Origin of the sequence: Pseudoalteromonas luteoviolacea DSM 6061, from assembly GCF_001625655.1 — a bacterium.
Taxonomy (GTDB): Bacteria; Pseudomonadota; Gammaproteobacteria; order Enterobacterales; family Alteromonadaceae; genus Pseudoalteromonas; species Pseudoalteromonas luteoviolacea.
In genome coordinates, this window is sequence record NZ_AUYB01000148.1 from 44,650 (window position 1) to 66,599 (window position 21,950).

Consider the following 21,950-nt stretch of genomic DNA (forward strand, 5'->3'; position numbering starts at 1 on the left):
CAAATGCAATTGCTTTAGCTGTATATGCGCAGTATCCGCTCCAAATGATAAAAAAATTCATAACCACGAGCCTTATATAAAAAATTAATAAATTCATATATGTACAACTGAAGAAAAATAAAATAGTAGCCTTAGCGCTTATCACCCCAGTGTGAATAAGCATTCCAAAAGATGTCATATTTTTGGAACCAACTTGCCATTTTTCCTTAGCTTATTTGTCTTTTTTCCCTTCTATAGTGGCCGCTCTAAAATCAATAAAAGTGAAGGGACTATGAAAACTAAATTACTTCCGCTGGCCATTTTATGCGGCACCTCAGCATTACTTTCTGGATGTTTTGATTCAGACGACAATAAAATAGAAATAGATCCACCAGCGCCAACTCAAGGGACTGATAAACCGGATCCAACGCCGACACCAGAGCCCACACCAGAACCGGATCCTGACCCAGCCCCGGCTTTAGGCACTAAATTAGAACTACGCTTATTAGAAACAACCGACTTACATGCTAACGTACTAAACTTTAACTACTTTTCTGACAAACAAGATGACAAAGTCGGCCTTGTTAAAACCGCAGCGCTGATCCACAAAGCCCGTGAAGAAGCAACAAACTCAGTACTGGTTGATAATGGAGACCTCATTCAAGGTAGCCCTCTAGGTGATTACATCGCAAAAATCAAAAACCTTGCCGACGGTGAAGTCCACCCTGTGTATAAAGCAATGAATACACTTGATTATGATGTTGCAAACATAGGTAATCATGAATTTAATTTTGGCCTAGAGTTTTTGCAAGAAGCCATTGATGATGCAAATTTCCCTTATATTTCAGCTAATGTCTTCAAATATGACGGTGACGACGACGACAGTAACGATGTGCCATTGTTTGCACCTTACTTGATACAAGAAAAATCATTTAAAGATATTGATGGTGAAGAACACACCGTTAAGGTTGGTTACATAGGGTTTGTCCCGCCTCAAATCATGCAATGGGATAAAGCCAACCTCGAAAATAAAGTCATTGCCAAAGACATCATTGCAATGGCAAATAAATATGTGCCAAAAATGAAAGAAGAAGGTGCAGATATCATTGTCGCAATTCCACATTCGGGCTTAGATACTGCAGAGCACACAGACAAAAAAGAAAACGCCAGCTATCACCTTTCAAAAGTCGAAGGTATTGATGCCATCATGTTCGGTCACGCCCATGCCAATTTTCCAAGCGCGCGCTATGCGGGGTTAGAGGACAAGGGGATCGATCTAGAAAAAGGTACCATCAATGGCGTAGCCGCGGTGATGCCAGGGTTTTGGGGTAACCACTTAGGCGTCATTGACCTAACACTCACATACCAAAAAAATGGCTGGCAAGTGACAGACTCACAATCAACCTTAAAGCCAATTTTCGAGCAAGATGAAAACAGAAACGTCATTTCATTGGTTGCCAATGATGCTGAAATTGAAGCCGCAACCCACCATGACCATGAAGAAACACGCACTTGGGTTAATAAACCTTTCGCTAAAGTAACTAGCCAAGTAAATAGCTTCTTTGCACTGGTCAATGACGACCCATCTATTCAAATTGTTACCGATGCACAAACTTGGTATACACAAAAAATCGTCCAAGGTACTGAGCTGTCGGACTTACCGGTATTGTCTGCTGGTGCACCATTTAGAGCTGGTCGAGGCGGAGCTGATGACTACACCTATATTGCCAAAGGTGACATCGCCTATCGCAATGTTGCGGACCTATATATCTACCCTAATGTCTTAAAAGTATTGAAGCTAAACGGCGCGCAAGTTAAAGAGTGGTTAGAGATGTCTGCTGGGCAATTTAATCAAATTGACCCACAAAGTGATGATATGCAATCTTTGATAAACCCCGATTTTCCTTCCTATAACTTTGATGTTATTGATGGTGTGACTTATCAAATCGATGTTACTCAGCCTGCTCGCTATACCAGCAAAGGTGAAAAAGCATCTGATGGACAACGTATATTGGCACTTCAATACCAAGGTAAACCTGTCACCGATGAGCAGCAGTTTTTAGTGGTGACAAATAACTACCGAGCATCTGGTGGAGGTAACTTCCCTAACATTGGCGCAGATAAAATCGTTGTCGATTCGCCTGATGAAAACCGCCAAGTTGTTGCCAACTACATCACTTACCAGAGCGAGCAAAATGATGGTAATGGACTGGATCCATCAGCAGATATGAACTGGACGTTTGCGCCTATCAATAATGCACAAATCCAATTCACAAGCTCTAACAGTGATGAAGCAAAAGCGTACAGTGAGCAATTTGAACATATTGAGCCTCTAAACGAAACAAACGATGCAGGGTTTGCGCTTTACAAGCTCAAGCTAACGCAGCCACAAAACTAATAATACATATTCTCTACCCAATTTTGGTGTGCAAACCCATTTGCACACCATGTCCACCCAATGGCAGCTATTTAGGAATTTGGCTGTCAAAATAAACCATTACAACGGGAATTGAAAAAATGACTGTGAACAAACTGACCTTATCAGTATTGCTCGGCGCAGGCCTACTTGCCCAAAGTAGCTTTGCTCTTGCCGCAGCATATGATTGGAATAATACCGCGCCTGTAAAGGTGCCAACCGCAGCAAACAATAATGGCAAGACAGTTTACTTTGATGTCTCACATGGCGGTGTTGAAGGAAATGCTGACTGGGTAATCGACGGCGCATTTTCTGATTTTGCAGATGCGCTAGTTCAAGAAGGCTATACCGTAAAAGAATATCGCGGTGTGGATTTAGATAATGATGGTCGCATTCGTTTTTATGATGATCGCACAAATGGCAGCAATACCAACGAAGCCATCATCACCTATGATGCGATAAAAGATTCAGATGTATTTGTTCTGGCTGAAACTAACCGTCCTTTTACAACGGCAGAGCAAGCAGCTCTTGAGCAATATATCGCTAGTGGAAAAGGGATTTTCTTCATAGCTGACCACTATGATGCCGACCGTAATCTAAACACATGGGATGCCACTGAAGTTTTTAATGGCTACAACCGCTCTGATCTGAGTAAGTACAACATGGGTGGCGCCTATGGTGATTGGCGTAACCCAAAATCGGCCAACGCTGGCTGGTTAGTTGAAAACTTCGGTATTCGCTTTCGTTTTAACGGTGTTGATTACAAACAAGGTGTAAGTGGTGTTGAGCCAAGTTCAAAAACAGAAGGCATCACCCAAGGTGTAGACCCAATTCTGATGGCAGCTGGTGCGACACTCGCAATTGTTGATCCACAGAAGGCCAAAGGCCTAGTTTATTTCTCAGAGACAGATACACCAGTAAAATGGCGCCATGCCAAAGACCAAGGGCTGTACTTTGGTGGGAAAGCCGAAGGGCCATACGCAGCAATAGCAAAGTCAGGCGCAGGCAAGGCCGCATTTATTGGTGACTCTTCACCCATTGAGGATGCAACGCCTAAGTATCGCCGTCAAGACAATGGCAACACCAAAAAAACGTATCCAGGTTGGACAGATCCGGGCCACGCGTCAGTCCTAGCTGTAAATATTATTAACTGGTTAGCGACCCCAGAAAGCTATCAATATTTTGATGGTCAAAATGGCCACCACAGTGGCTTTGTAACGCCAACACCAATGGCGACTCAGGAGATGTCGGATCCAAATAATGGCCAACCTTGGGGAACCCCAGCTTCTGGCTTTAACCCTTGGGATACTGACACTTATAAAAACAATTCTTTTAATGCACCTTACGGCGATGGCCAAACAAACCCAGATCCGGATCCAGATCCAACACCTACGCCTGGCAATGCAATATCGGTAGCAGATGCACTAGCAGCAGCACAAAACACGCCGGTTGTGGTTGTTGGTAAAGTTACGGCTGCCATCAATGGTATATATGGTCTGGAACTTAGCGATCTCAACAACCCTGCTACTCACATATACGTGAAGCTTGAAAGCAATCAAAGAGCTGACTTCAACCCTCAATTAAACCCTGCAATTCTAAACCAAAATATTATTGTTACGGGTAAACGTAATAGCTATATGGGCGAGCCTGGGATCCGCTATGTCACAGAGCTACAAATAGCACCATCGTATATGTCTGTTGAACAAGCACTTGCGACAGCTCAAGGTGAGTCAATCGAGCTAACTGGTCGAGTAAAGTCTGGCTTAAACAGCATCTATGCATTGATATTAGAAGATTTGAACAACGCTAGCTTCACAATCAATATCAAACTTGAAAGCAGTCAACGCGCACAATTCAGCCCAGAGCTAAACCCTGATATTTTAAATGCCACATTGGTTATTAAAGGTGTACGTGATAGCTACATGAGTCAGCCTGGCGTTCGCCAAGTATCCAGCATTACCATTGCATCTGACAATGGCAGTAACGATCCTGATCAAGGGAGTGATTTATCTGTCTCTGACGTATTGGCGATGAACAACGGCCAGCCTGTCGTCGTATCTGGCACCATCACAGCTGCGATAAACAACAAGTATGCACTAGAGCTGACCGATCCAAATAATTCAGGTAACAAATTGTATATTAAGCTTGAGTCATCGCAACGAGATGCTTTTAGCCCACTGCTCAACCCTGAACTTATCGGTAAACGTCTTCGTGTAGAAGGTATTAAAAACGACTACATGAGCCACCCAGGTGTACGTAGTGTAAGTAATTTAACGCTGCTAAATTAATCTACCACACTGTTAAAAGTCAAAAGACCCAGTGCTTTTGACTTTTATCTTGCTAAGCAGTCATTATTTTTTTACTGCTTTACGAGGTTCATCTGAGAAATTCTCAAATAAGTTCATAACCAAATTACCTTGTTCATTGGTAACAAAACTCATGTATGCCGTACTTTGATCAAAAAACAGTGTATCTGACGAAGACGCTGATAACTGTGCGATATAACCATCTCCTTCCTGCGTATATAAATCTCCCTCGTAATATACAATGCGACGTACTGCGCCACTTTCAAATTGATATTCCCCTTCGAAAGCTTGAAGCTGCTGTGGCGTTAAATTGACTTCCTTATAACTTGGGCTCTTTAGACCTAGCGCTTTTGCGGCTAAACGTTGTGTCAAAACCTGTGGGTTACGATTAGTAGAATTGGCAAGTACCGTAATATAAAGCTCCTCCTCAGGCACATATACGGCATCCGATACAAAGCCGTGAATACCACCGGCATGACCGATAGCCTGATATTCACCAATTGTGGTTGTTGCCAGTCCATAGCCGTAGTTAGATACACGCCCATCATTGAGAGTCACCGGTGCAATCATTTGTTGGTAGCTTTGCTCGCTGATCAAAGAGCCGTTGGCCAGCGCCGTAAACCAGATATTCAAATCGAATACATTTGATGACAATGCGCCCGCAGCATGTGGCCAAATCATATCGATGTATCCCGCATTCACATAACCTTCTGGACTCAGGTCATACCCAGAGACATGGCGCTTGATTATTTGACGGCCTGCATAATGGCTACTTTTCATATCCAGCTTGTCAAATATGTGTTCATCAATAAACTCTGCATAAGATTGACCGCTCACAACTTCAATGATCTTACCTAGCAACACATACCCGGTATTTGAATAAGCCATTGCGTCACCTGGTTGAAATTTCATTGGATGCGCAGCAAATCTCGCTAAAATCTCGTCAAGCGTTGCTGGTGCTTGAACTTCTTTTAGCATCAACTCTCTGTCCTCCGTGTAATTAGCAAGCCCCGAAGTGTGAGTCAGTAGCTGTTCGATGGTGATCACATGGCCCTCAGTGGGGAAATCAGGCACGTATTTGTGGATATCATCGTGTACTGAAAGTTTACCTCGCTCCTGTAATATCATGATCGCAGCAGCGGTAAATTGCTTTGAAATCGAACCTATTTTAAAAACATTTTTGGCTTTAAGCGGAACTTTAAGCTCAAGGTTTGCACTGCCTATCGCTTTTTTGAAAATCACTTCACCCTCTTTACTAATTAGCGCAACCGCTCCGGGCTCATTTTTGGACAGCTCATTTTTAAGTACCGCTCGGTACTGGGCTTTATGGGCATTGGAATCGCTGGCAAAAACATTTGAAGCGCCAAACAACAATGTGGCAGAGACCACACCTGCGATAAGAGATGTTTTCATTTTTTCTATCCTTGCTTTGATTAAAATTAAGCTTATTCCATCACGCATCCTTCAGATTGCCCAGTCAAAAAGTGTACAACGCTGTTACAAAACCTTTCTAACTGTGAGGTTGTGTAGCAACACCAAACGCCCGTACCAAAGAAAGTGGGACATGTTCAATTTGCCTTTCAGTCAAATTCGAGTGTGCTTTGACTAAACATCTACAACTCAATCTTGCAAAAATTAGTAAATTTTTATCACCCCTTTTTTATTAGTGCACCGTTATACCCATACAAAAACTAAAAATCTGCGCAGTAAACTCTAGGGAGTACCTATATGAGCAAAAAAAATCAACTTGCGATGCAGTCAAATGCCAATGTGGATATGAACCCGATGCTTGATATCGTTTTTATTCTGCTTATCTTTTTTATCGTTACAGCGAGTTTTTCTAAAGAGTCTGTGCTGGACATCAGCAAACAAAACCAAGCTGCTCGCTCGCTCACTCCAGCACTTACGCCGCAGTTTAGCATTGATGACAAAAATCAGATTTATCTAAATGGAAGGAAAATCGATGTTGACACCATTGCAATCAATGTCGCGAAAGTGGCAGCCAAAGGAGAAATTACTTCAATCGGATTGAAAGCTCATGCACTAAGTGAACATAACACCTTAGTTCAGGTTCTTGACGCCATAAAATCCCAAACCAGTGCACCTGTTTCTTTAGCTAGCTTATAAACTGATTCAAACTGCCACGGTTTAGCAATCTCTAAACCGTGGCGTACATATTATGGGTGGATATGTACAAGATCTTCGTTTTCAATTTCACCACGCAAATTGACGTATACATCTAAGCGTGCGAAAAATGCCTGAGCGTTTGGCGTAACAGGCTCAACAACGGTATAAAACGCTAGATTCAGACCTGCTACGACCTGTTGCTGAGCAGCCAAAATATCATATTTAACACCAATCATAGACTCTATTTTCTCTGCAGTCTGGCGCTCTGCATCACTGAAATCATTGCGTAAAGCAACAGAGTCAAAAGAACCAATGGGCGGTACTAATACAGGTTCACTGAATACACGATCTTTAAGTTCAGTGTACTGATCACCTTGTTGATTGATAACAATCAGCTCTAGGCGATTAACCTTAGGAATGCCCGGCGCAACAACTGGTGAAACAAAGCAGTAAAACGCATAGTTTGTGCCGTTTACGACTTGAGACTGGCCCGCTAATGGTTTGATATCAGCACCTGCACGTTGATTAATATGCTCAAATGCACTGATATATTCCTTATCAAAATCCTGAGCTAAAATGACTGGACCATACCCACCTAACATGCGATTTGCTTGAGACATAACGTTTTCCTTTTATCTCTTTAAGTGAACAGCACGCCGACAATCGCCGTGCCTTGAATTTGGTTCCAAGTGTAGACACCTTCGCAGCACTTATCGGTATCAGTTTGGTATCAGTTTAGTATCACCCTGAGTGTATCCGTGCGAGGCACTGTGCAGCATTTTTGACACTATCGTATACATTCAAAAACACGTCGTTACTTTTCGTAATTGGCGAAGGTTATAAGTCATTGCTAGGCTTAGTTACCCGCAAAAAAGGAGTGAATGTAATGGATGGCAGAGTACAGTTAAATAGCAAAAGACTGAAACAACTGCGCCGCGACTTGGGATTAAGTCAGGAAAAATTAGCTTGCGCATGTCAGGAGCGTGCCCTATGCGTTTCAATTGCTACTTTAAAGCGAGCAGAATGCGGATGTCGTGTATACCATCGCACCGCAAGACAACTAGCGTTATTTTATCAAATCCCAATTAAAGAGTTGCTCAGTGAACAGACTCATTGACCACACTAACGGCAAAATAATGTGACGAAGGGGCAGTCCATTCTTTTGCAATAACAGCTTAGGTTTTTCTGGTTCAGATAATATAGTCTCCCATATACCCAATTTAATCTCCCAAAATTGAATCTATTTGTAACAAAATGATGGTTTTCAAACTCTTCCTTTTCCCCTACTCTGGACTGACAGCAACACAAGGAGACAGCAATGAAAGAATTACAGAAACTCGTAGGAAGCCTCAATAAATCGGGTGCATTAAATGGCTTTTTAGGTGGGGTTGCCGGCGGTGGATTAACCTCATTGCTAAGTAGTAAAAAGGGAAAGAAAACTAGTAAAAAGGCCGTAAAGTATGGTGCATTGGCGGCAGTTGGAGGCTTGGCTTGGAAGGCATATAAGCAGTATTCAGAGCAAAATCAGACGACTAATCAACAAAGAGACAGTGCAGCCTATGACCAAGCGATGGCTGGTCGCAAGACACAAAGTAGAACATTTGACTTTACACCTGCACAAATGCCCCAGCAAAGTTTTGAGGAAATTGCTGAAAGTGATGGCGGCTCGGGCCAGTTAATCTTAATGCGCGCAATGATTGCTGCGGCCTATGCTGATGGACACATTGATGAAACTGAACGACAAAAGATATTCACACAGGTCGAAACAATGGCTCTGTCTGTCCCCGAAAAGGCAATGCTATTTGACGAACTGAGAAAACCTATGAGCTTGACCGAGCTTGTCCAAGCGGTGCCTGACGCACAAACAGGCATAGAAGTATATGCGGCAAGCGCCAGTGCCATTGATTTACAACAAAATGTGTCACAGCAATACTTACAGGCACTTGCAAACCAACTCTGTTTGCCAAGGGAGTTAGTGCAATCCATTCATCAAGAACTTGCCACTTATTAGCTAGTTTGTTTGTAGCAACCTACAAACAATAAAAAAGGCGTGTTTCCAGCTATTTCTCTTTGCTTAACAAATCACTCTGGAAATCACGCCTGAGTGTGGTTGGCTCACATGCTTACTATAGATAAAGTATGGGGCTTATTACGCAGCTAAAACGCGGAAAAATTGCGCCAAAATTATCATTATTTGCATCGTGTGCCACTTCATAAACACCACTATTAAAAAGACTCAATTGATAGTTTCAATAATATAAGTAAAGCTACTGGTTAATTTTTAAACACGCTAAGGAAACAGCTATGAAAATGAAACTAAATAAAAAACGCATTAAAGTTTTGGGGTCAGATACAGTGAGTGTTAAACAAACCAAACAAATCGGTGGCGGACGATTTACAGGGCAATGTACTTACATGGAATGTTACTCAAAAGGGCCTGTTGTTTGTACTTCCATGCCATGCACCTAACTGTGCAACTTGTGCTTTGGACTGCCTGCTCAAAGCACAATACGTCAAACTACTATGGCTTTTTAACCAATTTTGGCTTTTTACGGTTGGGATAACAAGTCGTACAGATAGGGCATACCGTGCCATCACAGCCTCGCGCTGTGCAAAAGTCACGGCCGTAATAAATAATCTGTAAGTGCAAGTCATTCCAGCAAGCTTCAGGAAACAAGCGCTTTAAATCTTTCTCTGTCTGCGCAACATTTTTTCCATTGGTTAACCCCCAACGCTGCGCCAATCGGTGAATATGTGTATCTACCGGAAATGCAGGTACACCAAATGCTTGCGCCATGACTACTCCAGCTGTTTTGTGCCCCACTCCAGGCAAAGTTTCTAGAGCATCCATATCTTCAGGCACAACCCCCGCATAATCCGCAACCAAGATTTCTGAGAGTTTTTTAATCGCCTTCGACTTTTGCGGCGACAAACCACATGGGCGAATAATTGCTTGAATGTCTTCAACCGACTGCTGTGCCATATCAAATGGGTTGTCAGCCAACTCCCAAAGCGATGGCGTGACCTTATTTACACGCTCATCGGTACATTGTGCCGACAGTAGCACCGCGACCAACAGGGTATAGGGGTCTTTATGATCAAGCGGAATTGGAGGGTTAGGATAGCGAGACTGCAACTGTTCGAGAATATATGCAACGCGCTCTGCTTTTAATAAGTTTTTTTCCGGCACGAACTTTACCTACTTTCTGATATCTTTGAGCAATATGGTTCAATCGACACTGACGCACAGCGGCGTCAGTACTTAAATAGATTTTTTCAGACCTAGATTATGCGCCAAAAAATTGCCCAAGCGCAATGAAGAAGGGAACATTGATCAACACATTAAACGGGAAAGTTATGCCTAACGAGGCGGTAATGGACATACCAGCATTCGCTTCTGGCAAACTTTCTTTCATTGCTGCTGGCACTGCAATATAAGAAGCACTTGCGCCGAGCACAGCCATTAATGCAATACCGCCTGCACTTAAGCCCAGCAATAGGGCCAACCCAGTGCCCGCTAGTCCACCTAACATCGGCATTAAGACTGCGAAACTAATTAAAAACACGCTATTTTTCTTCAACGTCCCTAACTGTTCACCGGCAACCAAGCCCATTTTCAGTAGAAACAGAGCAAGTATTCCAGGGAATAACTCAATAAAGAGTGGTGCTAACTTTTGAACGCTGTCACCACCGATAAAACCGATGAGTAAACTACCGACCATCAAGAGAATACTTTGGTTTGCAACCAACTCTTTTTTAATAAACTCTCTGTTAATAATTTTGAAATTGCCTTTTGCCAGTACCAAACCAACAACAATCGCAGGCATTTCTAGCAATACTACAAATAGGGGGAAATACGCTTCATACGCGACGTTATTGGCTTCGAGTAAGGCAACAGCAACGGCATAGGTCGCAACACTGACCGAACCATAATGCGCTGCGATTGCACCCGCATTCACTTTATCTAGCTGACCGAAATAACGTAGCAGCGGGTACGCGACTAGTGGAAGGAGTAAACCAAACCCTATCACTGCCACAGACATAAACAAGAGTGAAGAATCTACATGCTGTTGCAGTGCAATGCCGCCTTTGAGACCTATGGCAATCATCAAAAACATGCTTAAGGATTTGTACAAACCATCTGTAAATGGGATTTTAGCGCCAAGTAGCTGAGCAATAATGCCGAGCACAAAAAAAGCGACAACTGCATCTACCATTTATGATTTCGCCTCTGTTGAGTATGCAGCAGGGTGTTTAGAAAAAGAAGACTTATAGCTAAACAGTAAAGCTGTAATAGACAAAACGACTGCCAAAATCACAAACCCAACGGCACTAGTCCCAATGACTAAGCTGAAATAAGAAAAGGCTAAAAGACATAAGCTTGTTATTAAAGGCAATACCAAACTCTTAAACTTCATCACAAACTGCTCCTCTTTTTTTGCGTATTTTACAAAAAAGGAAATATAGATAAAAATAGATAGTAACTAACCAATGCATAGATAAAAATCTAATCAAATAAATAGAGGGCAGCATGGCATCCAGATTACATGCACATATTGGCACGTTTAGACAGCTTGAAATATTGCTTGCACTTTACGAGGGAGGCAGCGTAAAAGCTGCAGCAGAAAAGCTTTTCTTAACTCAACCAACTGTATCAATGCAGTTGAAAAAACTCGCTGAAGCCATCGGTTTTCCACTCTATCAACAAGTTGGTAAACAGCTTAAATTCACCGATGCAGGGCTTGCTACTGTCGATACTGCCAGACAAATATTGCAAAGCTGCGAAGAATTGGATATGCATTTATCCAATTTACGCGGTTTAAAATCAGGAACTCTCAGGCTATCAAGCGTCACCACCGCAAAATATTTCATTCCTCACTTACTTGGCCCCTTTTGCGAACGCTACCCAGGAATAGATATTCAATTTACAGTAGCAAACCGAAAACAAGTTATAGAGCGGTTGGAGCAAGGATTAGATGACTTTTATGTTTTTAGTCATTTGCCACAGGGGCTTGATCTTGAAGTAATTGAGTTTATGTCAAATGACCTAGTCGCCATTGCACCTGCTTCGCATCGTTTCAGTCAAAAGCAACAGGTATCACTTGCTGAATTTTGCCAAGAGGACTTTTTAATACGCGAGTCTGGCTCTGGAACACGATATGCCACCGAAGTATTTTTCGACAACCTAGATGTCAAACCAAATATCAAAATGACCATTGCCAGTAATGAAGCCATTATTCATTCTGTGCTGTCAAAATTAGGTGTATCCATACTCTCATCTCACACGCTTGCCTTTGGTGAAATCCATGATGTGAAAGTGATTAATGTTGAGTCACTGCCTATCCGTTCAAAATGGTCATTTTCTTGGATAAAAAGTAAGGCGCTCTCTCCTATTGCCGAGGTTTTTCTCGATTATGTTGAAACAGAAGGCCGAGACATAATGAAAAGTGCAATCAAACTCTAAGCAGCCCAACCAGAATAAAAAACGAGCAATTTTTTGAAAGATAGTTGGCGATTTCAGGGTCTGTGTTTGTCAGGCCCCCTATATTTTCGTTTAGAGGTTAGATATGAATGGTATATGCAAGTTAGTAACACTCAGTGCAGTCCTGTCGCTCACAGCCTGTGGAGGCAGCAGTAGCAGTGATAATACGACACCAACATCACCCGAAAACACCGCTTCTCCGACTACTCCTAGCACTCCACCTGCGGCATCTGCCACCGCCACTTACGAACTGACATTTACCCGCACTTGGGATGCACAGACTTTTCCTACAAATTACCCAAGTGGCACCCACTTTTCTCCAGTCATTGGGCTGACACACAATGAGCAAGGCCGTATATTTCAACGTGGTGAATCGGCATCTGCCGGTATTATCAGTATGGCGGAAACAGGATCGAAAGCGGCGCTCAAAACTGAAATCAGTAATATTCAAAACCTCGGCTATTCCAATTACTTGATTGATGAGTCGGGCATTTCAGGGAATAGTCAAAGTGTTAGTATGACCTTTGAAGCAAGCCAAAACTTCTCGCTATTGAGCGTAGTATCTATGGTTGCACCAAGCCCTGATTGGTTCATTGGTATTGATAGCCTAGCATTATTCAATGATGGTCAATGGGTAATGGAGCAAACCATTCAATTGAAGGTCTACGATGCTGGTAGCGACAGCGGGGTCACTTTTAATTCAGCCAATCAAGAGACGGATCCTCAAGGCCTAATTACACTTTTAGATAGTGCGCGAAGCGATACAGACTTTGCGCAAGGTGTACACTTTCAAAGTGAAGCCAACATTGGTGTAATTACGATAAAATTGATGGAATAATGGCGATTTGAACGCTCAAAGGTAGGTACAAATCGCTATGATATCACTGCCTTTAATAGCTGTCGTAACCAGATGCTTTTATCATCTCGCTCTTTTCTACTAAACCACAGCATGGAAATGTCAAAGTCAGGCACTGTTATGGGCGGTGAAAAACGCCCTAAACCATGACTTTGACATGCAATTTCAGCCATTTTTTGAGGCACAATAGCTATCAATCGACGTTGTTTTAGCAAGCTTTGAATAGTTAAAAAATTACGTGTTGCCACGGTTACTTTCCGCGACATGCCTTGATCTTGTAATACCTTGTCGACTTGAGTCGAGAGCTGCCCGTCAGGACTTACCAAAGCATGTTCAACACCAGCAAACTGCGAAACCGTCAAGCCACTTTCAATCTCAACCATTTTAGGGTCGGCAATGCATACATGGCGCTCCGTGTAGAGGTACTCGCAATGAAAAGCACTATCTAATGTCGGGATACTACCAATCACTACGTCCAGTTTTTCTTGCTCAGCCAAAGTAACATAATTGCTGCGGTTCACATTGATAAAACTCACTTGCGCATTAGGTGCCTGCTGACGAATGGCGTCATAAATTAAAGGCGCAAAGATAAACTCGGCATAATCCGTTAATCCAATTCGGCAAACCCCTTGATACAAACTTGGTTCAAAAGTTGCGGTAGTCAAAAGCTCATGGGTAACGGACGCCAAAATTTGAGTGATAGTTGGAGACAACATATGAGCCCGTTCAGTGGGTACCATTTTATGACCTTTGCGCTCAAATAAGGGGTCGTCAAACAAGGTACGTAAACGCGCTAAACTGTGGCTCATTGCAGACTGGCTGACGCAGTTTTTCTCAGCAGCAACGCTTACACTTTCATAGCGGTATAAATATGCAAAACTAACCAATAAATTTAAGTCTATGTTTCTCCATTGAAAATCTGCAAAGCTCACCTAAAATCCCATTATATTCATAGTTATAATCAATACTATTAATTTGATTGATTATAAATCATTTTTTAACCTATACACATAATTAATCACAGTAAATCTGTTTAATATGTTTTCAATATTCAAACTATTTTTTATGCTCGGTTGGGTAAGCTTTGGCGGCCCAGCGGCGCATATCGGTTACTTTAGACAAACTTTCGTTGAAAAGCTCAAATGGTTAGATGACCATGAATATGGTCAAATCGTTGCCCTAAGCCAGTTTTTGCCGGGGCCTGGCTCTAGTCAAGTTGGCTTTGCGCTTGGCTACAAACGGGGTGGACTCGCTGGTGCTTGTGCTGCGTTTTTAGGCTTTACCTTACCTTCTGTTTTAATCATGATAGGACTAGCCTTGCTTGCCAGTCATGCCACTGACACCAGTGCATTTCAAAACGTCGTTCATGGTTTAAAGTTACTTGCGGTGGTGGTGGTTGCTGACGCAGCATGGGGAATGTACAAAAACTTTTGTAAAAACACACTTACCGTCAGTTTGTGTTTGGCAACTGCAATTGCGCTACTTGTCATGCCAAGCATCACTATGCAGATCTGTGTGCTCATCGTGGCAGCTATCATCGGTGCTTATTATCTCAAACCAGAAACTGCACCAATCACATTACCAGCTTTTAAACCAAGTTATATCCCGCTCATTTTGTTTATTGCTTTGCTCATTGGCTTACCTGCGCTTGCTTCCCTTTCACCTTCATTGACTCTTTTCAATGATTTTTATCAAGCGGGTAGCCTTGTTTTTGGTGGCGGCCATGTTGTACTGCCACTGCTGCAAAATATTGTCGGTGATAATCTCAGTCAAGACGCTTTCCTAACAGGGTATGCCGCAGCGCAAGCCGTTCCTGGCCCAATGTTTACATTTGCTACCTATATTGGTTATGAACTTATGCCTTCCAGCCCTCTAATTGGCGCCCTTATTGCGACGGTAGCGGTATTTTTACCCGGCTTTTTACTTCTTTTAGCCGTACTTAAAAATTGGCAATCACTGGCGCAAAAACCCCGCATTGCAGGGGCGTTGGGTGGTGTAAATGCTGCGGTAGTGGGCCTTTTAGTGGCTGCTTTATATCAACCCGTATTCATCAGCGCAGTCATGCTGCCAACGGATATTGCCCTTGTATTGGTTGGCTTTTTCCTAATGAAGCAGTTAAAACTACCGATTATTTGGTTGGTCCTTACTTTCATGGCGGCAGGCTTTGGGATGGGCCTCATTTAGCCTTGGAGTTTATCGCTAAAATAGATGTCACAGCCCTATGCAAATAGCGATAAAAAGTGAACATTAGCACTTTAAGTCAAACCCGATTCAATTTAGTGAAGACTATTTTAATTCAAGGGTTTCAATTGGTGCTTAAAAACAGTATATTTGAATGATAACCATTATCATTCAAATATACTAATGTTGAGAGATTTCGTTACCCGACCATGTCCATGCTGTAAAAAGCCACTGACGCTTAGTGAGCGAATACCGCTGCTCAATCGCGAAAGTGTGCACTGCAAGCACTGCGCGAAGCCATTAAAGCCCAACTTTAATATTATGTTGTTTAATGTTTTTTGGTTGAGTATGAGCGTATCTTGGATCATAGAAGCACACACAGAACTTAACTATCTATGGGCTTTATCAGCAGCTTTAATTGTAGTAAGTGTTATTGAACCATTATTAGATGTGCTCTTCCCCTTAGAAGAAGAGCGATATGATTAGCGCCCTACAGCCAAATTAGCTTTACCATAGCAACAATCATCGACAAACTCAGTAATATACATAAAAAGTTAAAAGCTTTATTTATTGCATCCCCTTTGACGTAGTCACCCGCAATTTGCCACCCTGCTATCACACCATTGAGTGTAAAAATACATACACTAATGGAAGTCAGTACTTTGAACCAAATAGGAGAGAAAAAGCTCGCTAAAGCTTGATGGTTCGTGACTGGCTCTAAAAACAGCAATGTCACAACTAGAAGACTATATGCCACAATCACGGTATTGCTGATGCGCTGCAGTACCCATTGTTTTGTACCTGAACGCGCGATATTCATTACAGCCATATTAATCCTCCCACCAAGATACTCAACACAATCCCGAGCCCAATTGCAACGCGAGAAATCATGCACCCACTAGCCAGCTCTTCAAAGTAGCCAAACTCTTGTACAATGTGTTTGATGGTTCCTAAGCAATAATACCCAAGCGCTGTTAATAAGCCCCAAACCACAAATTGAGCGAAAAAGTTTTCACTAAAAATGGTGCTTAGCGTGTCAAAGTTGTGCGCTGATTGCATAGCAAAAATCAGTAATGGTAATAAAACCACTGCTGCTGCCCATACTATGACACCACTTACCCGATGCAAGATTGATGCATAGGCAGTAATCGGCAGTGCCATGGTTTGAATTGCCAAATTAGTTGGCCGCTCTTTTCTCATGTTGAATACCTAGATGTTTATAACAATTAAATGCTAACGCAAATCATTAACACTTACAAACTTTAAGTAGGCTCATAAAATAACAAAAAAGCGCCGTAACCTGCGGCGCTTATAGAAAATAATTACTTAGAGGCTTGTCGTTAAAAACCAAATGGAATGTTTAAAGCAAAAAAGCCGATGAGTAATGACGTCCAAAAAACTAAGAAAGCCACTGAATATGGGAGCATCATTGCAATGACCTCGCCAAAACTAAGGTCTGGTTTATACTTACGCATAAACGCTAAAATAACCCCAGCATAAGTCATCATTGGCGTTATGATATTGGTTGAGGAGTCTGCAACACGATAAGCTGCCGCTACTAGATCTGGTGTCATAGCAGGGTTTACCTGATATAGCATAGGTACAAATATAGGTCCAAGTAACATCCACTTAGAAGTCAGTCCACCGACAAATAAATTTATTAATCCGGTAGTGATCACAAACCCAATAATCAATAAAATCGGAAACTCTTGAAGTCCTAGCGCTGATAAGCCACTAGCACCAACGTATGTGATATAAGTGCCAAGTCCTGAGTAACCTAAGATGCCCAAGAAGTTATAACAAAAGAATGTCAGTACGAGTACGTAACCCATAGTATTCATTTGCGCAACCATGGCCTGCACCACATCCAATAAACTCTTAAACTTGCCTGTCGCCACACCAAATGCTGCGCCTACAGTGGCAAACACTAAAGTGATCAACAAAATGACATTGTTTAAGTATGGAGTGATTGTCTTGCCTGACTCATCTACATATGGTGCCAAAGGGCCCATCGCCAGTAATACGACTAAACCGAGCGCCAATAATAGCCCCCAAAATGCTGCTTTAAGCCCTTTCTGCTCTTGCTCTGTAACCGCAAAGTCAGACAAATCCATTCCTTCAGGTAAGTTATAAGGCATTTTTTCTAACCTAGGTTCGACAAACTTTTTTGTCACCCATGCGCCAATGCCAACGAGCATAAAAGTTGAAACAAAAATAAAGTAATAATGCATAGTGGCCGGTGTCAATGCGTTACCACTTGCATCAGCAAAAGGCACGCCCTGTGACTGTGCAAAAATCTGTGCATTCAAGCCAATAACTACGTCAACAGGCGTTGCGGGAAGTAAATTGGCACTAAAGCCTGCAGAGACGCCTGCAAATGCCGCCGCCATCCCAATCAGCGGATTTTTGCCTAGTCCCGCATATAGTAAACCTGCAAGCGGGATCAAAATTAAGTACCCAGCATCTGTCGCAATAGAGCTCATAATCCCCAGAAAAATCAACGCCGGTGCAAGGTATTTATCCTTTAAACGTGTACCTAGTTTTTTGATTACCGCATTAAATAACCCTGAGCTTTCGGCGACACCAACACCGAGCATAACGATTAAGATGACACCCAAAATACCGTTGCCAAAACCTAGCCAATTTTGAAGCAATGCATTGTCAAAAAACCAAACAACATGCTCAGCCTCTGTCATATTTTTAATAGTATGAACTACGGGATTGCCATCGGCTCCTTGCGTTTCAAAGGTTAACCCTCCGATCAGCGCAGTCAAAGCAAACGCGCCAAGGATAAACCAAATAAAAATAATAATGGGGTCGGGGATCTTTTTTCCTGCCTTTTCTATGAATGAGATAACCCCGCTCTCACTCTGTTTGACGGTTTCTACTGTAGACACTCTGCTATTCCTAATTTTATTGAAATCTGACTATTCCTACCTAATTGGTCAAAACAGTAACACAAGGTATTCTAAACAACTGAGTGCAAAATAGGAGAGAAGATTGTGATGTATAAAAGGTAAGGATAGATAAAGTATTGTTTCAATTTAAAACTGAGCACTGCACGCGCTTACGAAGCGACTACAGGAGACTTTATTTTACTGCTGTGTACTGAGTATGTATTGAGGAAAAACAACCTTCTCACTCAATACATAAAACCCATTTAGTGACGCTTTTTAGGCCCAATTCTTACTAGTTCTTTGCCATTTTCAAACACTTCCTGTGTCACCCAGCGCCCAAGTAGTAACTGATGGTTATCATCTAAAACAGCAACAAAAGGCCTACCGTTGCTATTATTTGTGGCAAGAGCAACTCCTGCTACATTTTCTAACCCCATCCCGCCGCTTTCGACTAAAGTCAAAAATGACTCTAAGTCTTCTAACGTACTAATTTCGTCTTTATCATCAATCATACTATTTGGCTCAGTGAATACGTGAAGTAAATAGAATAGCAGTTCTCAAAAGCAGGATAAATAATTGAAAGGTAGATGCGCATCTAGCAGAGCCAAACAACAATCTGTCTATTTGTCGGCTAATTTAAGTATGAGAGCACCGACAAGTGACGACCCCACCAAAGCAACACAATCTTTTTATTGTTGAACAATGCCACATGCTTCTGGCAGATATGATAAGTTTAGGCAAATAATACCGTATGTTTGGAGAGTTACATCTAGCCCCCCATCGCTTTAGGTAATCAATTCATTCCTTCTCTTACACTTTCTTATAAAGGCGATTGGTTTATTTTATAGCTTCAATTTTACACTGGGTTATTCACAGTCATTTCTGCAAAAAATTCTGCAACTCATTATAGTTAAGCATAAAAATATATTTAGGAGCAACCAACCTTTCAATTTCACTTTCAAATCTCAACACCAACCTTTTAAAATAAATAGCCTTTAAAACATACCGAAAAAATATAAAGATAAAACCATCAACCTAAAAAATAAAATCACTAAAAACCAGCAATATGCTTAATAGAGTACCTATACTTCACTTATATATCCCTAAAGATCTTAGCAACCTCTATTCGAGCCTAATAAAAATTGGTGCTTAAGGCATATGCTTCTCATCGAAACAATTCTAATCAGAATATAAAATAAGAGAAAAATTAATATACCTTGTCACTTTCTTGTAAGAATATGCATATTCCTCAAGTTAACGCTATCAGCACGGCTATAAATCACAAGTATGAATTTTAATCAACCTTAAACAAAAAACCTTCAATTGACACTCGAAGTGACTCAACATTACATTTTTAATTGTGGACAAAAATCGTTCACATTTAAAAATTAAAAGGAAATACAATGAATAAAAAAATAGCAATGGCAGTTATGGGACTGGCTATGGGATTAGGTACCTCAATTGCAGTATCAGCGAGCAATGGTTTTACAAACGGTTGTAAATGGCAGTCATTTGGAACATTAGAGAATTATTGTGGCTATCAATATTATGTTTGTCAGATGGGTGGAACGCCAGGATATAACTGTAGAACAATTAAAGCTGATTGTATCCGTATATGTGGATAGGTTAAGCGTTTAGTAGCATAGAGTGGTAATCTATTTTGCCACTCTCTTGTAACGCAATAGGTTAACGAATGAGTATAATAAAATACCTCGCGATATTTGCTCTAACTTTGGGTGTTGGTTGGTTTGCTGGTACATACGGTTTAACAACAGTTCAAAACTTATACGCCAGCAATCAGGTAGAAAAGGGAGATTATAGTCAGTACGGAGTCAGCACTGATAACCCAATAAAGCTGTACACCACTGAGTGGTGTCCATATTGTAAAAAAGCAGCCGCTTTTTTAGATCAACACCACATACAGTACGTAAAAGTCGACATTGAAAATGATGCACAAGCTCTTGCTGAATTTAAATCATTAGGTGGTGAAGTACTGCCACTTATATTAATTGATGATGGTCTAATAAGAGGCTTCAATTCTGCCGCATTAGAAAAGCACCTCAAACAAATTGAACTGCTCTAGTTAGTGGCATGGGATGGTTCGCCCCATCCCAACCAACTTATTTCAACCTAAAAGCGGTGACAATCCTACCAACAAGGTGAGTCATTGATGAATGGTAATTTACAACATTCTATTTTTAGGTAAGCGAGTCAAATCAAGCCTAAGTATTTTCGAGCGACGCTGATAGTTATACAGTGATTTTTTCTTGGCTGGTAAGTCGTCCACATTGACACAATCAAACCCTTGCTCCAAAAACCAATGAATACTGCGTGTTGTCAATGCAAACAATGCCTTATATCCCTGTTTCCTCGCCTTGTTAATCACAGATCTGAGTAAAAAGCTGCCTCTATCTGCATCGCGATATTGAGGGTGTACAGCAAGGCTTGCAAACTCCCCAACCTCATCTTCTGGGAAGGTATACAAAGCAGCGCAGGCAATGATTAAACCATCTCGTTCAATTACCATAAACTGCTCAATTTCCATTTCTAGTTGCTCCCTTGAGCGGCGCACCAAATACCCAAGCTCTTCAAGAGGCCGAATTAAGTTTAGCACTCCATTGATGTCGCTAATTGTCGCACTTCTCAATTGCTCAGAACTTTGAGGCGCTATTTGCGTACCAATACCATCTAGTGAAAACAGTTCTTGAAGTAATGCACCATCTTCTTTGTAGCTCACTAAGTGGCAGCGGTGCACACCACCTCGGCATGCCTCAATGGCCGCTGTCAAAAATACAGAGGCGCTTTTACAGATAGACGAGGCTTCTCGATTTTGGGCTAACCATTGCGCCGCCTCATTGGGCATTAACTCTGCGATCGCTTCGCCATTATCATCCAATATTCCGGCTTCATGACTAAATCCGAGCATCTTGTCAGCACCCAACTTGAGTGCAACCTGAGTAGCGATTTCTTCCGCAGTCAAGTTGAAACTTTCGCCGGTCACAGAAGCTGAAATAGGGCCCAGTAAAACGATACTATTGTTGTCTAATTGATGCCTGATCCCTTCAACATCTATGCGGCGTACACGCCCAGAGTGATGATAATCAACACCGTCCTCAATTCCCAATGGCTGAGCAATAACAAAATTGCCACTGACCACATTGAGCGAATTACCCGACATAGGGGTGCTGCTTAAAGACATTGATAGCATTGCCGTAATATCCAACTGCATTGCACCACTGACTTGTTTGATGATGTGAAGAGAGTCACTCTCAGTCACTCTAATCTCGTTATGAAATTGACTATAGATACCTGCTTGAGCCAGCGCGGCATCAAATTGCGGGCGGGCGCCAAATACCAACACAATCTTAATACCCAAACTCGTTAGCAAAGCAACATCATTGATGATACTCCTGTATCCAGGCTGCTCGACAGCCTCCCCTCCTAACATAACGACAAACGTTTTCCCTCTGTGAGCATTCACATAGGGAGTCGATTGGCGAAAGCCATCTACCAATTCAGTTGTACGCACGGAATTTACCTTTTAAACGCAGAATGATTAAACACAAACAAGACAACCAACATACTAAAGAATTATTATGCACAATTAAAGAATTATTATTCTTTAATTGTGCATTTCTATATCATCATTCATTTTTTAAAGCCATAATATGAAACATTACTGTCACTTTACTTATCTGCATAAGCA

At 41.8% G+C, this 21,950-nt stretch carries 23 protein-coding genes; 12 read left to right on the forward strand and 11 right to left on the reverse strand.

What is annotated here, in order from left to right:
- The first annotated feature begins 271 nt into the window (after positions 1 to 271).
- Together N475_RS23355 and N475_RS23360 are read left to right on the forward strand one after the other, a co-directional pair.
- On the forward strand, positions 272 to 2,377 hold the full coding sequence (locus N475_RS23355; RefSeq protein ID WP_063356760.1) for a bifunctional 2',3'-cyclic-nucleotide 2'-phosphodiesterase/3'-nucleotidase: 2,106 nt from the start codon (positions 272 to 274) through the stop codon (positions 2,375 to 2,377).
- Between the two features lie 119 nt (positions 2,378 to 2,496).
- Positions 2,497 to 4,683, forward strand: a complete 2,187-nt coding sequence (locus N475_RS23360; protein WP_063356761.1) for a DUF6359 domain-containing protein — start codon at positions 2,497 to 2,499, stop codon at positions 4,681 to 4,683.
- 63 nt (positions 4,684 to 4,746) lie between these two features.
- Here the strand turns inward: N475_RS23360 and N475_RS23365 are convergent, their stop codons facing one another.
- Positions 4,747 to 6,114, reverse strand: coding sequence for a serine hydrolase domain-containing protein (locus N475_RS23365; protein WP_063356762.1), 1,368 nt, complete (start codon positions 6,112 to 6,114; stop codon positions 4,747 to 4,749).
- Between the two features lie 315 nt (positions 6,115 to 6,429).
- Here N475_RS23365 and N475_RS23370 point away from each other — a divergent pair, with 315 nt between their 5' ends.
- A complete protein-coding gene (locus tag N475_RS23370) occupies positions 6,430 to 6,828 on the forward strand; it encodes an ExbD/TolR family protein (protein WP_063356763.1) in 399 nt (132 codons plus the stop codon).
- A gap of 50 nt (positions 6,829 to 6,878) precedes the next feature.
- On the opposite strand, the gene N475_RS23375 is transcribed toward N475_RS23370, so the two are convergent.
- The gene (locus N475_RS23375) at positions 6,879 to 7,448 is read right to left on the reverse strand and encodes a hypothetical protein (protein WP_063356764.1); all 570 of its coding nucleotides are present in this window, start codon (positions 7,446 to 7,448) and stop codon (positions 6,879 to 6,881) included.
- A 266-nt stretch (positions 7,449 to 7,714) separates the two neighbouring features.
- On the opposite strand from N475_RS23375, the gene N475_RS23380 reads away from it, so the two are divergent.
- From N475_RS23380 to N475_RS25610, 3 genes are all read left to right on the forward strand, one after another.
- On the forward strand, positions 7,715 to 7,945 hold the full coding sequence (locus N475_RS23380) for a helix-turn-helix domain-containing protein (RefSeq protein ID WP_063356765.1): 231 nt from the start codon (positions 7,715 to 7,717) through the stop codon (positions 7,943 to 7,945).
- Between the two features lie 201 nt (positions 7,946 to 8,146).
- Positions 8,147 to 8,839 carry a tellurite resistance TerB family protein gene (locus tag N475_RS23385; protein ID WP_063356766.1) on the forward strand — a complete coding sequence of 231 codons (693 nt, stop codon included), beginning with the start codon at positions 8,147 to 8,149 and terminating at the stop codon, positions 8,837 to 8,839.
- A 293-nt stretch (positions 8,840 to 9,132) separates the two neighbouring features.
- The gene (locus N475_RS25610) at positions 9,133 to 9,297 is read left to right on the forward strand and encodes a hypothetical protein (RefSeq protein ID WP_155730877.1); all 165 of its coding nucleotides are present in this window, start codon (positions 9,133 to 9,135) and stop codon (positions 9,295 to 9,297) included.
- A 52-nt stretch (positions 9,298 to 9,349) separates the two neighbouring features.
- Here the strand turns inward: N475_RS25610 and nth are convergent, their stop codons facing one another.
- The 3 genes from nth to N475_RS23400 all read right to left on the reverse strand — a co-directional run bounded on the left by nth (position 9,350) and on the right by N475_RS23400 (position 11,249).
- Positions 9,350 to 10,018 (reverse strand): endonuclease III, encoded by a 669-nt coding sequence (nth, locus tag N475_RS23390; RefSeq protein WP_063356767.1) that lies wholly within the window; start codon positions 10,016 to 10,018, stop codon positions 9,350 to 9,352.
- A 97-nt stretch (positions 10,019 to 10,115) separates the two neighbouring features.
- Positions 10,116 to 11,045, reverse strand: coding sequence for a sodium-dependent bicarbonate transport family permease (locus N475_RS23395; protein WP_063356768.1), 930 nt, complete (start codon positions 11,043 to 11,045; stop codon positions 10,116 to 10,118).
- Complete coding sequence (locus N475_RS23400) at positions 11,046 to 11,249, reverse strand: hypothetical protein (protein WP_155732621.1); 204 nt, start codon at positions 11,247 to 11,249, stop codon at positions 11,046 to 11,048.
- 110 nt (positions 11,250 to 11,359) lie between these two features.
- Between N475_RS23400 and N475_RS23405 the strand changes: the two genes are divergently transcribed.
- Both N475_RS23405 and N475_RS23410 read left to right on the forward strand, forming a co-directional pair.
- Positions 11,360 to 12,292 (forward strand): LysR family transcriptional regulator, encoded by a 933-nt coding sequence (locus N475_RS23405; RefSeq protein WP_063366047.1) that lies wholly within the window; start codon positions 11,360 to 11,362, stop codon positions 12,290 to 12,292.
- A gap of 103 nt (positions 12,293 to 12,395) precedes the next feature.
- Positions 12,396 to 13,148, forward strand: coding sequence for a spondin domain-containing protein (locus tag N475_RS23410; RefSeq protein ID WP_063366048.1), 753 nt, complete (start codon positions 12,396 to 12,398; stop codon positions 13,146 to 13,148).
- Positions 13,149 to 13,183: 35 nt separating this feature from the next.
- Here N475_RS23410 and N475_RS23415 read toward each other — a convergent pair whose 3' ends face one another.
- Positions 13,184 to 14,098 (reverse strand): LysR family transcriptional regulator, encoded by a 915-nt coding sequence (locus tag N475_RS23415; RefSeq protein WP_063356772.1) that lies wholly within the window; start codon positions 14,096 to 14,098, stop codon positions 13,184 to 13,186.
- A 106-nt stretch (positions 14,099 to 14,204) separates the two neighbouring features.
- Between N475_RS23415 and chrA the strand changes: the two genes are divergently transcribed.
- Positions 14,205 to 15,350, forward strand: coding sequence for a chromate efflux transporter (chrA, locus tag N475_RS23420; protein WP_063356773.1), 1,146 nt, complete (start codon positions 14,205 to 14,207; stop codon positions 15,348 to 15,350).
- Between the two features lie 345 nt (positions 15,351 to 15,695).
- Entirely contained in the window at positions 15,696 to 15,833 is a 138-nt protein-coding gene (locus tag N475_RS25615) for a hypothetical protein (protein WP_155730878.1), read from the forward strand.
- Between the two features lie 4 nt (positions 15,834 to 15,837).
- On the opposite strand, the gene sdhD is transcribed toward N475_RS25615, so the two are convergent.
- The 4 genes from sdhD to N475_RS23445 all read right to left on the reverse strand — a co-directional run bounded on the left by sdhD (position 15,838) and on the right by N475_RS23445 (position 18,756).
- Complete coding sequence (gene sdhD / locus N475_RS23430) at positions 15,838 to 16,176, reverse strand: succinate dehydrogenase, hydrophobic membrane anchor protein (protein WP_081215901.1); 339 nt, start codon at positions 16,174 to 16,176, stop codon at positions 15,838 to 15,840.
- Positions 16,167 to 16,547 carry a succinate dehydrogenase, cytochrome b556 subunit gene (gene sdhC / locus N475_RS23435; RefSeq protein ID WP_063356775.1) on the reverse strand — a complete coding sequence of 127 codons (381 nt, stop codon included), beginning with the start codon at positions 16,545 to 16,547 and terminating at the stop codon, positions 16,167 to 16,169. The genes sdhD and sdhC overlap by 10 nt, the downstream gene beginning before the upstream one ends.
- A gap of 140 nt (positions 16,548 to 16,687) precedes the next feature.
- Entirely contained in the window at positions 16,688 to 18,244 is a 1,557-nt protein-coding gene (locus tag N475_RS23440; protein WP_063366050.1) for an AbgT family transporter, read from the reverse strand.
- 263 nt (positions 18,245 to 18,507) lie between these two features.
- Positions 18,508 to 18,756, reverse strand: coding sequence for a hypothetical protein (locus tag N475_RS23445; RefSeq protein WP_063356777.1), 249 nt, complete (start codon positions 18,754 to 18,756; stop codon positions 18,508 to 18,510).
- A gap of 891 nt (positions 18,757 to 19,647) precedes the next feature.
- Here N475_RS23445 and N475_RS23450 point away from each other — a divergent pair.
- Both N475_RS23450 and N475_RS23455 read left to right on the forward strand, forming a co-directional pair.
- Entirely contained in the window at positions 19,648 to 19,869 is a 222-nt protein-coding gene (locus N475_RS23450; protein WP_063356778.1) for a hypothetical protein, read from the forward strand.
- Positions 19,870 to 19,937: 68 nt separating this feature from the next.
- Positions 19,938 to 20,327: a glutaredoxin family protein gene (locus N475_RS23455; protein ID WP_063356779.1), complete on the forward strand. Its 390-nt coding sequence runs from the start codon at positions 19,938 to 19,940 to the stop codon at positions 20,325 to 20,327.
- A gap of 99 nt (positions 20,328 to 20,426) precedes the next feature.
- Here the strand turns inward: N475_RS23455 and argA are convergent, their stop codons facing one another.
- Positions 20,427 to 21,773 (reverse strand): amino-acid N-acetyltransferase, encoded by a 1,347-nt coding sequence (gene argA, locus N475_RS23460; RefSeq protein ID WP_063356780.1) that lies wholly within the window; start codon positions 21,771 to 21,773, stop codon positions 20,427 to 20,429.
- Between the last annotated feature and the right edge of the window lie 177 nt (positions 21,774 to 21,950).

Bases quoted from the DNA above. Each gene is read 5' to 3' on its own strand.
- sdhD (WP_081215901.1), bottom strand. From the start codon at position 16,176: ATGGCTGTAATGAATATCGCGCGTTCAGGTACAAAACAATGGGTACTG.
- N475_RS23365 (WP_063356762.1), bottom strand. From the start codon at position 6,114: ATGAAAACATCTCTTATCGCAGGTGTGGTCTCTGCCACATTGTTGTTT.
- N475_RS23380 (WP_063356765.1), top strand. From the start codon at position 7,715: ATGGATGGCAGAGTACAGTTAAATAGCAAAAGACTGAAACAACTGCGC.
- N475_RS23405 (WP_063366047.1), top strand. From the start codon at position 11,360: ATGGCATCCAGATTACATGCACATATTGGCACGTTTAGACAGCTTGAA.
- N475_RS23375 (WP_063356764.1), bottom strand. From the start codon at position 7,448: ATGTCTCAAGCAAATCGCATGTTAGGTGGGTATGGTCCAGTCATTTTA.
- chrA (WP_063356773.1), top strand. From the start codon at position 14,205: ATGTTTTCAATATTCAAACTATTTTTTATGCTCGGTTGGGTAAGCTTT.
- N475_RS23455 (WP_063356779.1), top strand. From the start codon at position 19,938: ATGAGTATAATAAAATACCTCGCGATATTTGCTCTAACTTTGGGTGTT.
- N475_RS25615 (WP_155730878.1), top strand. From the start codon at position 15,696: ATGAGCGTATCTTGGATCATAGAAGCACACACAGAACTTAACTATCTA.
- N475_RS23355 (WP_063356760.1), top strand. From the start codon at position 272: ATGAAAACTAAATTACTTCCGCTGGCCATTTTATGCGGCACCTCAGCA.
- N475_RS23370 (WP_063356763.1), top strand. From the start codon at position 6,430: ATGAGCAAAAAAAATCAACTTGCGATGCAGTCAAATGCCAATGTGGAT.
- N475_RS23445 (WP_063356777.1), bottom strand. From the start codon at position 18,756: ATGATTGATGATAAAGACGAAATTAGTACGTTAGAAGACTTAGAGTCA.
- N475_RS23410 (WP_063366048.1), top strand. From the start codon at position 12,396: ATGAATGGTATATGCAAGTTAGTAACACTCAGTGCAGTCCTGTCGCTC.
- N475_RS23385 (WP_063356766.1), top strand. From the start codon at position 8,147: ATGAAAGAATTACAGAAACTCGTAGGAAGCCTCAATAAATCGGGTGCA.
- N475_RS23360 (WP_063356761.1), top strand. From the start codon at position 2,497: ATGACTGTGAACAAACTGACCTTATCAGTATTGCTCGGCGCAGGCCTA.
- N475_RS23450 (WP_063356778.1), top strand. From the start codon at position 19,648: ATGAATAAAAAAATAGCAATGGCAGTTATGGGACTGGCTATGGGATTA.
- sdhC (WP_063356775.1), bottom strand. From the start codon at position 16,547: ATGAGAAAAGAGCGGCCAACTAATTTGGCAATTCAAACCATGGCACTG.
- N475_RS23395 (WP_063356768.1), bottom strand. From the start codon at position 11,045: ATGGTAGATGCAGTTGTCGCTTTTTTTGTGCTCGGCATTATTGCTCAG.
- N475_RS25610 (WP_155730877.1), top strand. From the start codon at position 9,133: ATGAAAATGAAACTAAATAAAAAACGCATTAAAGTTTTGGGGTCAGAT.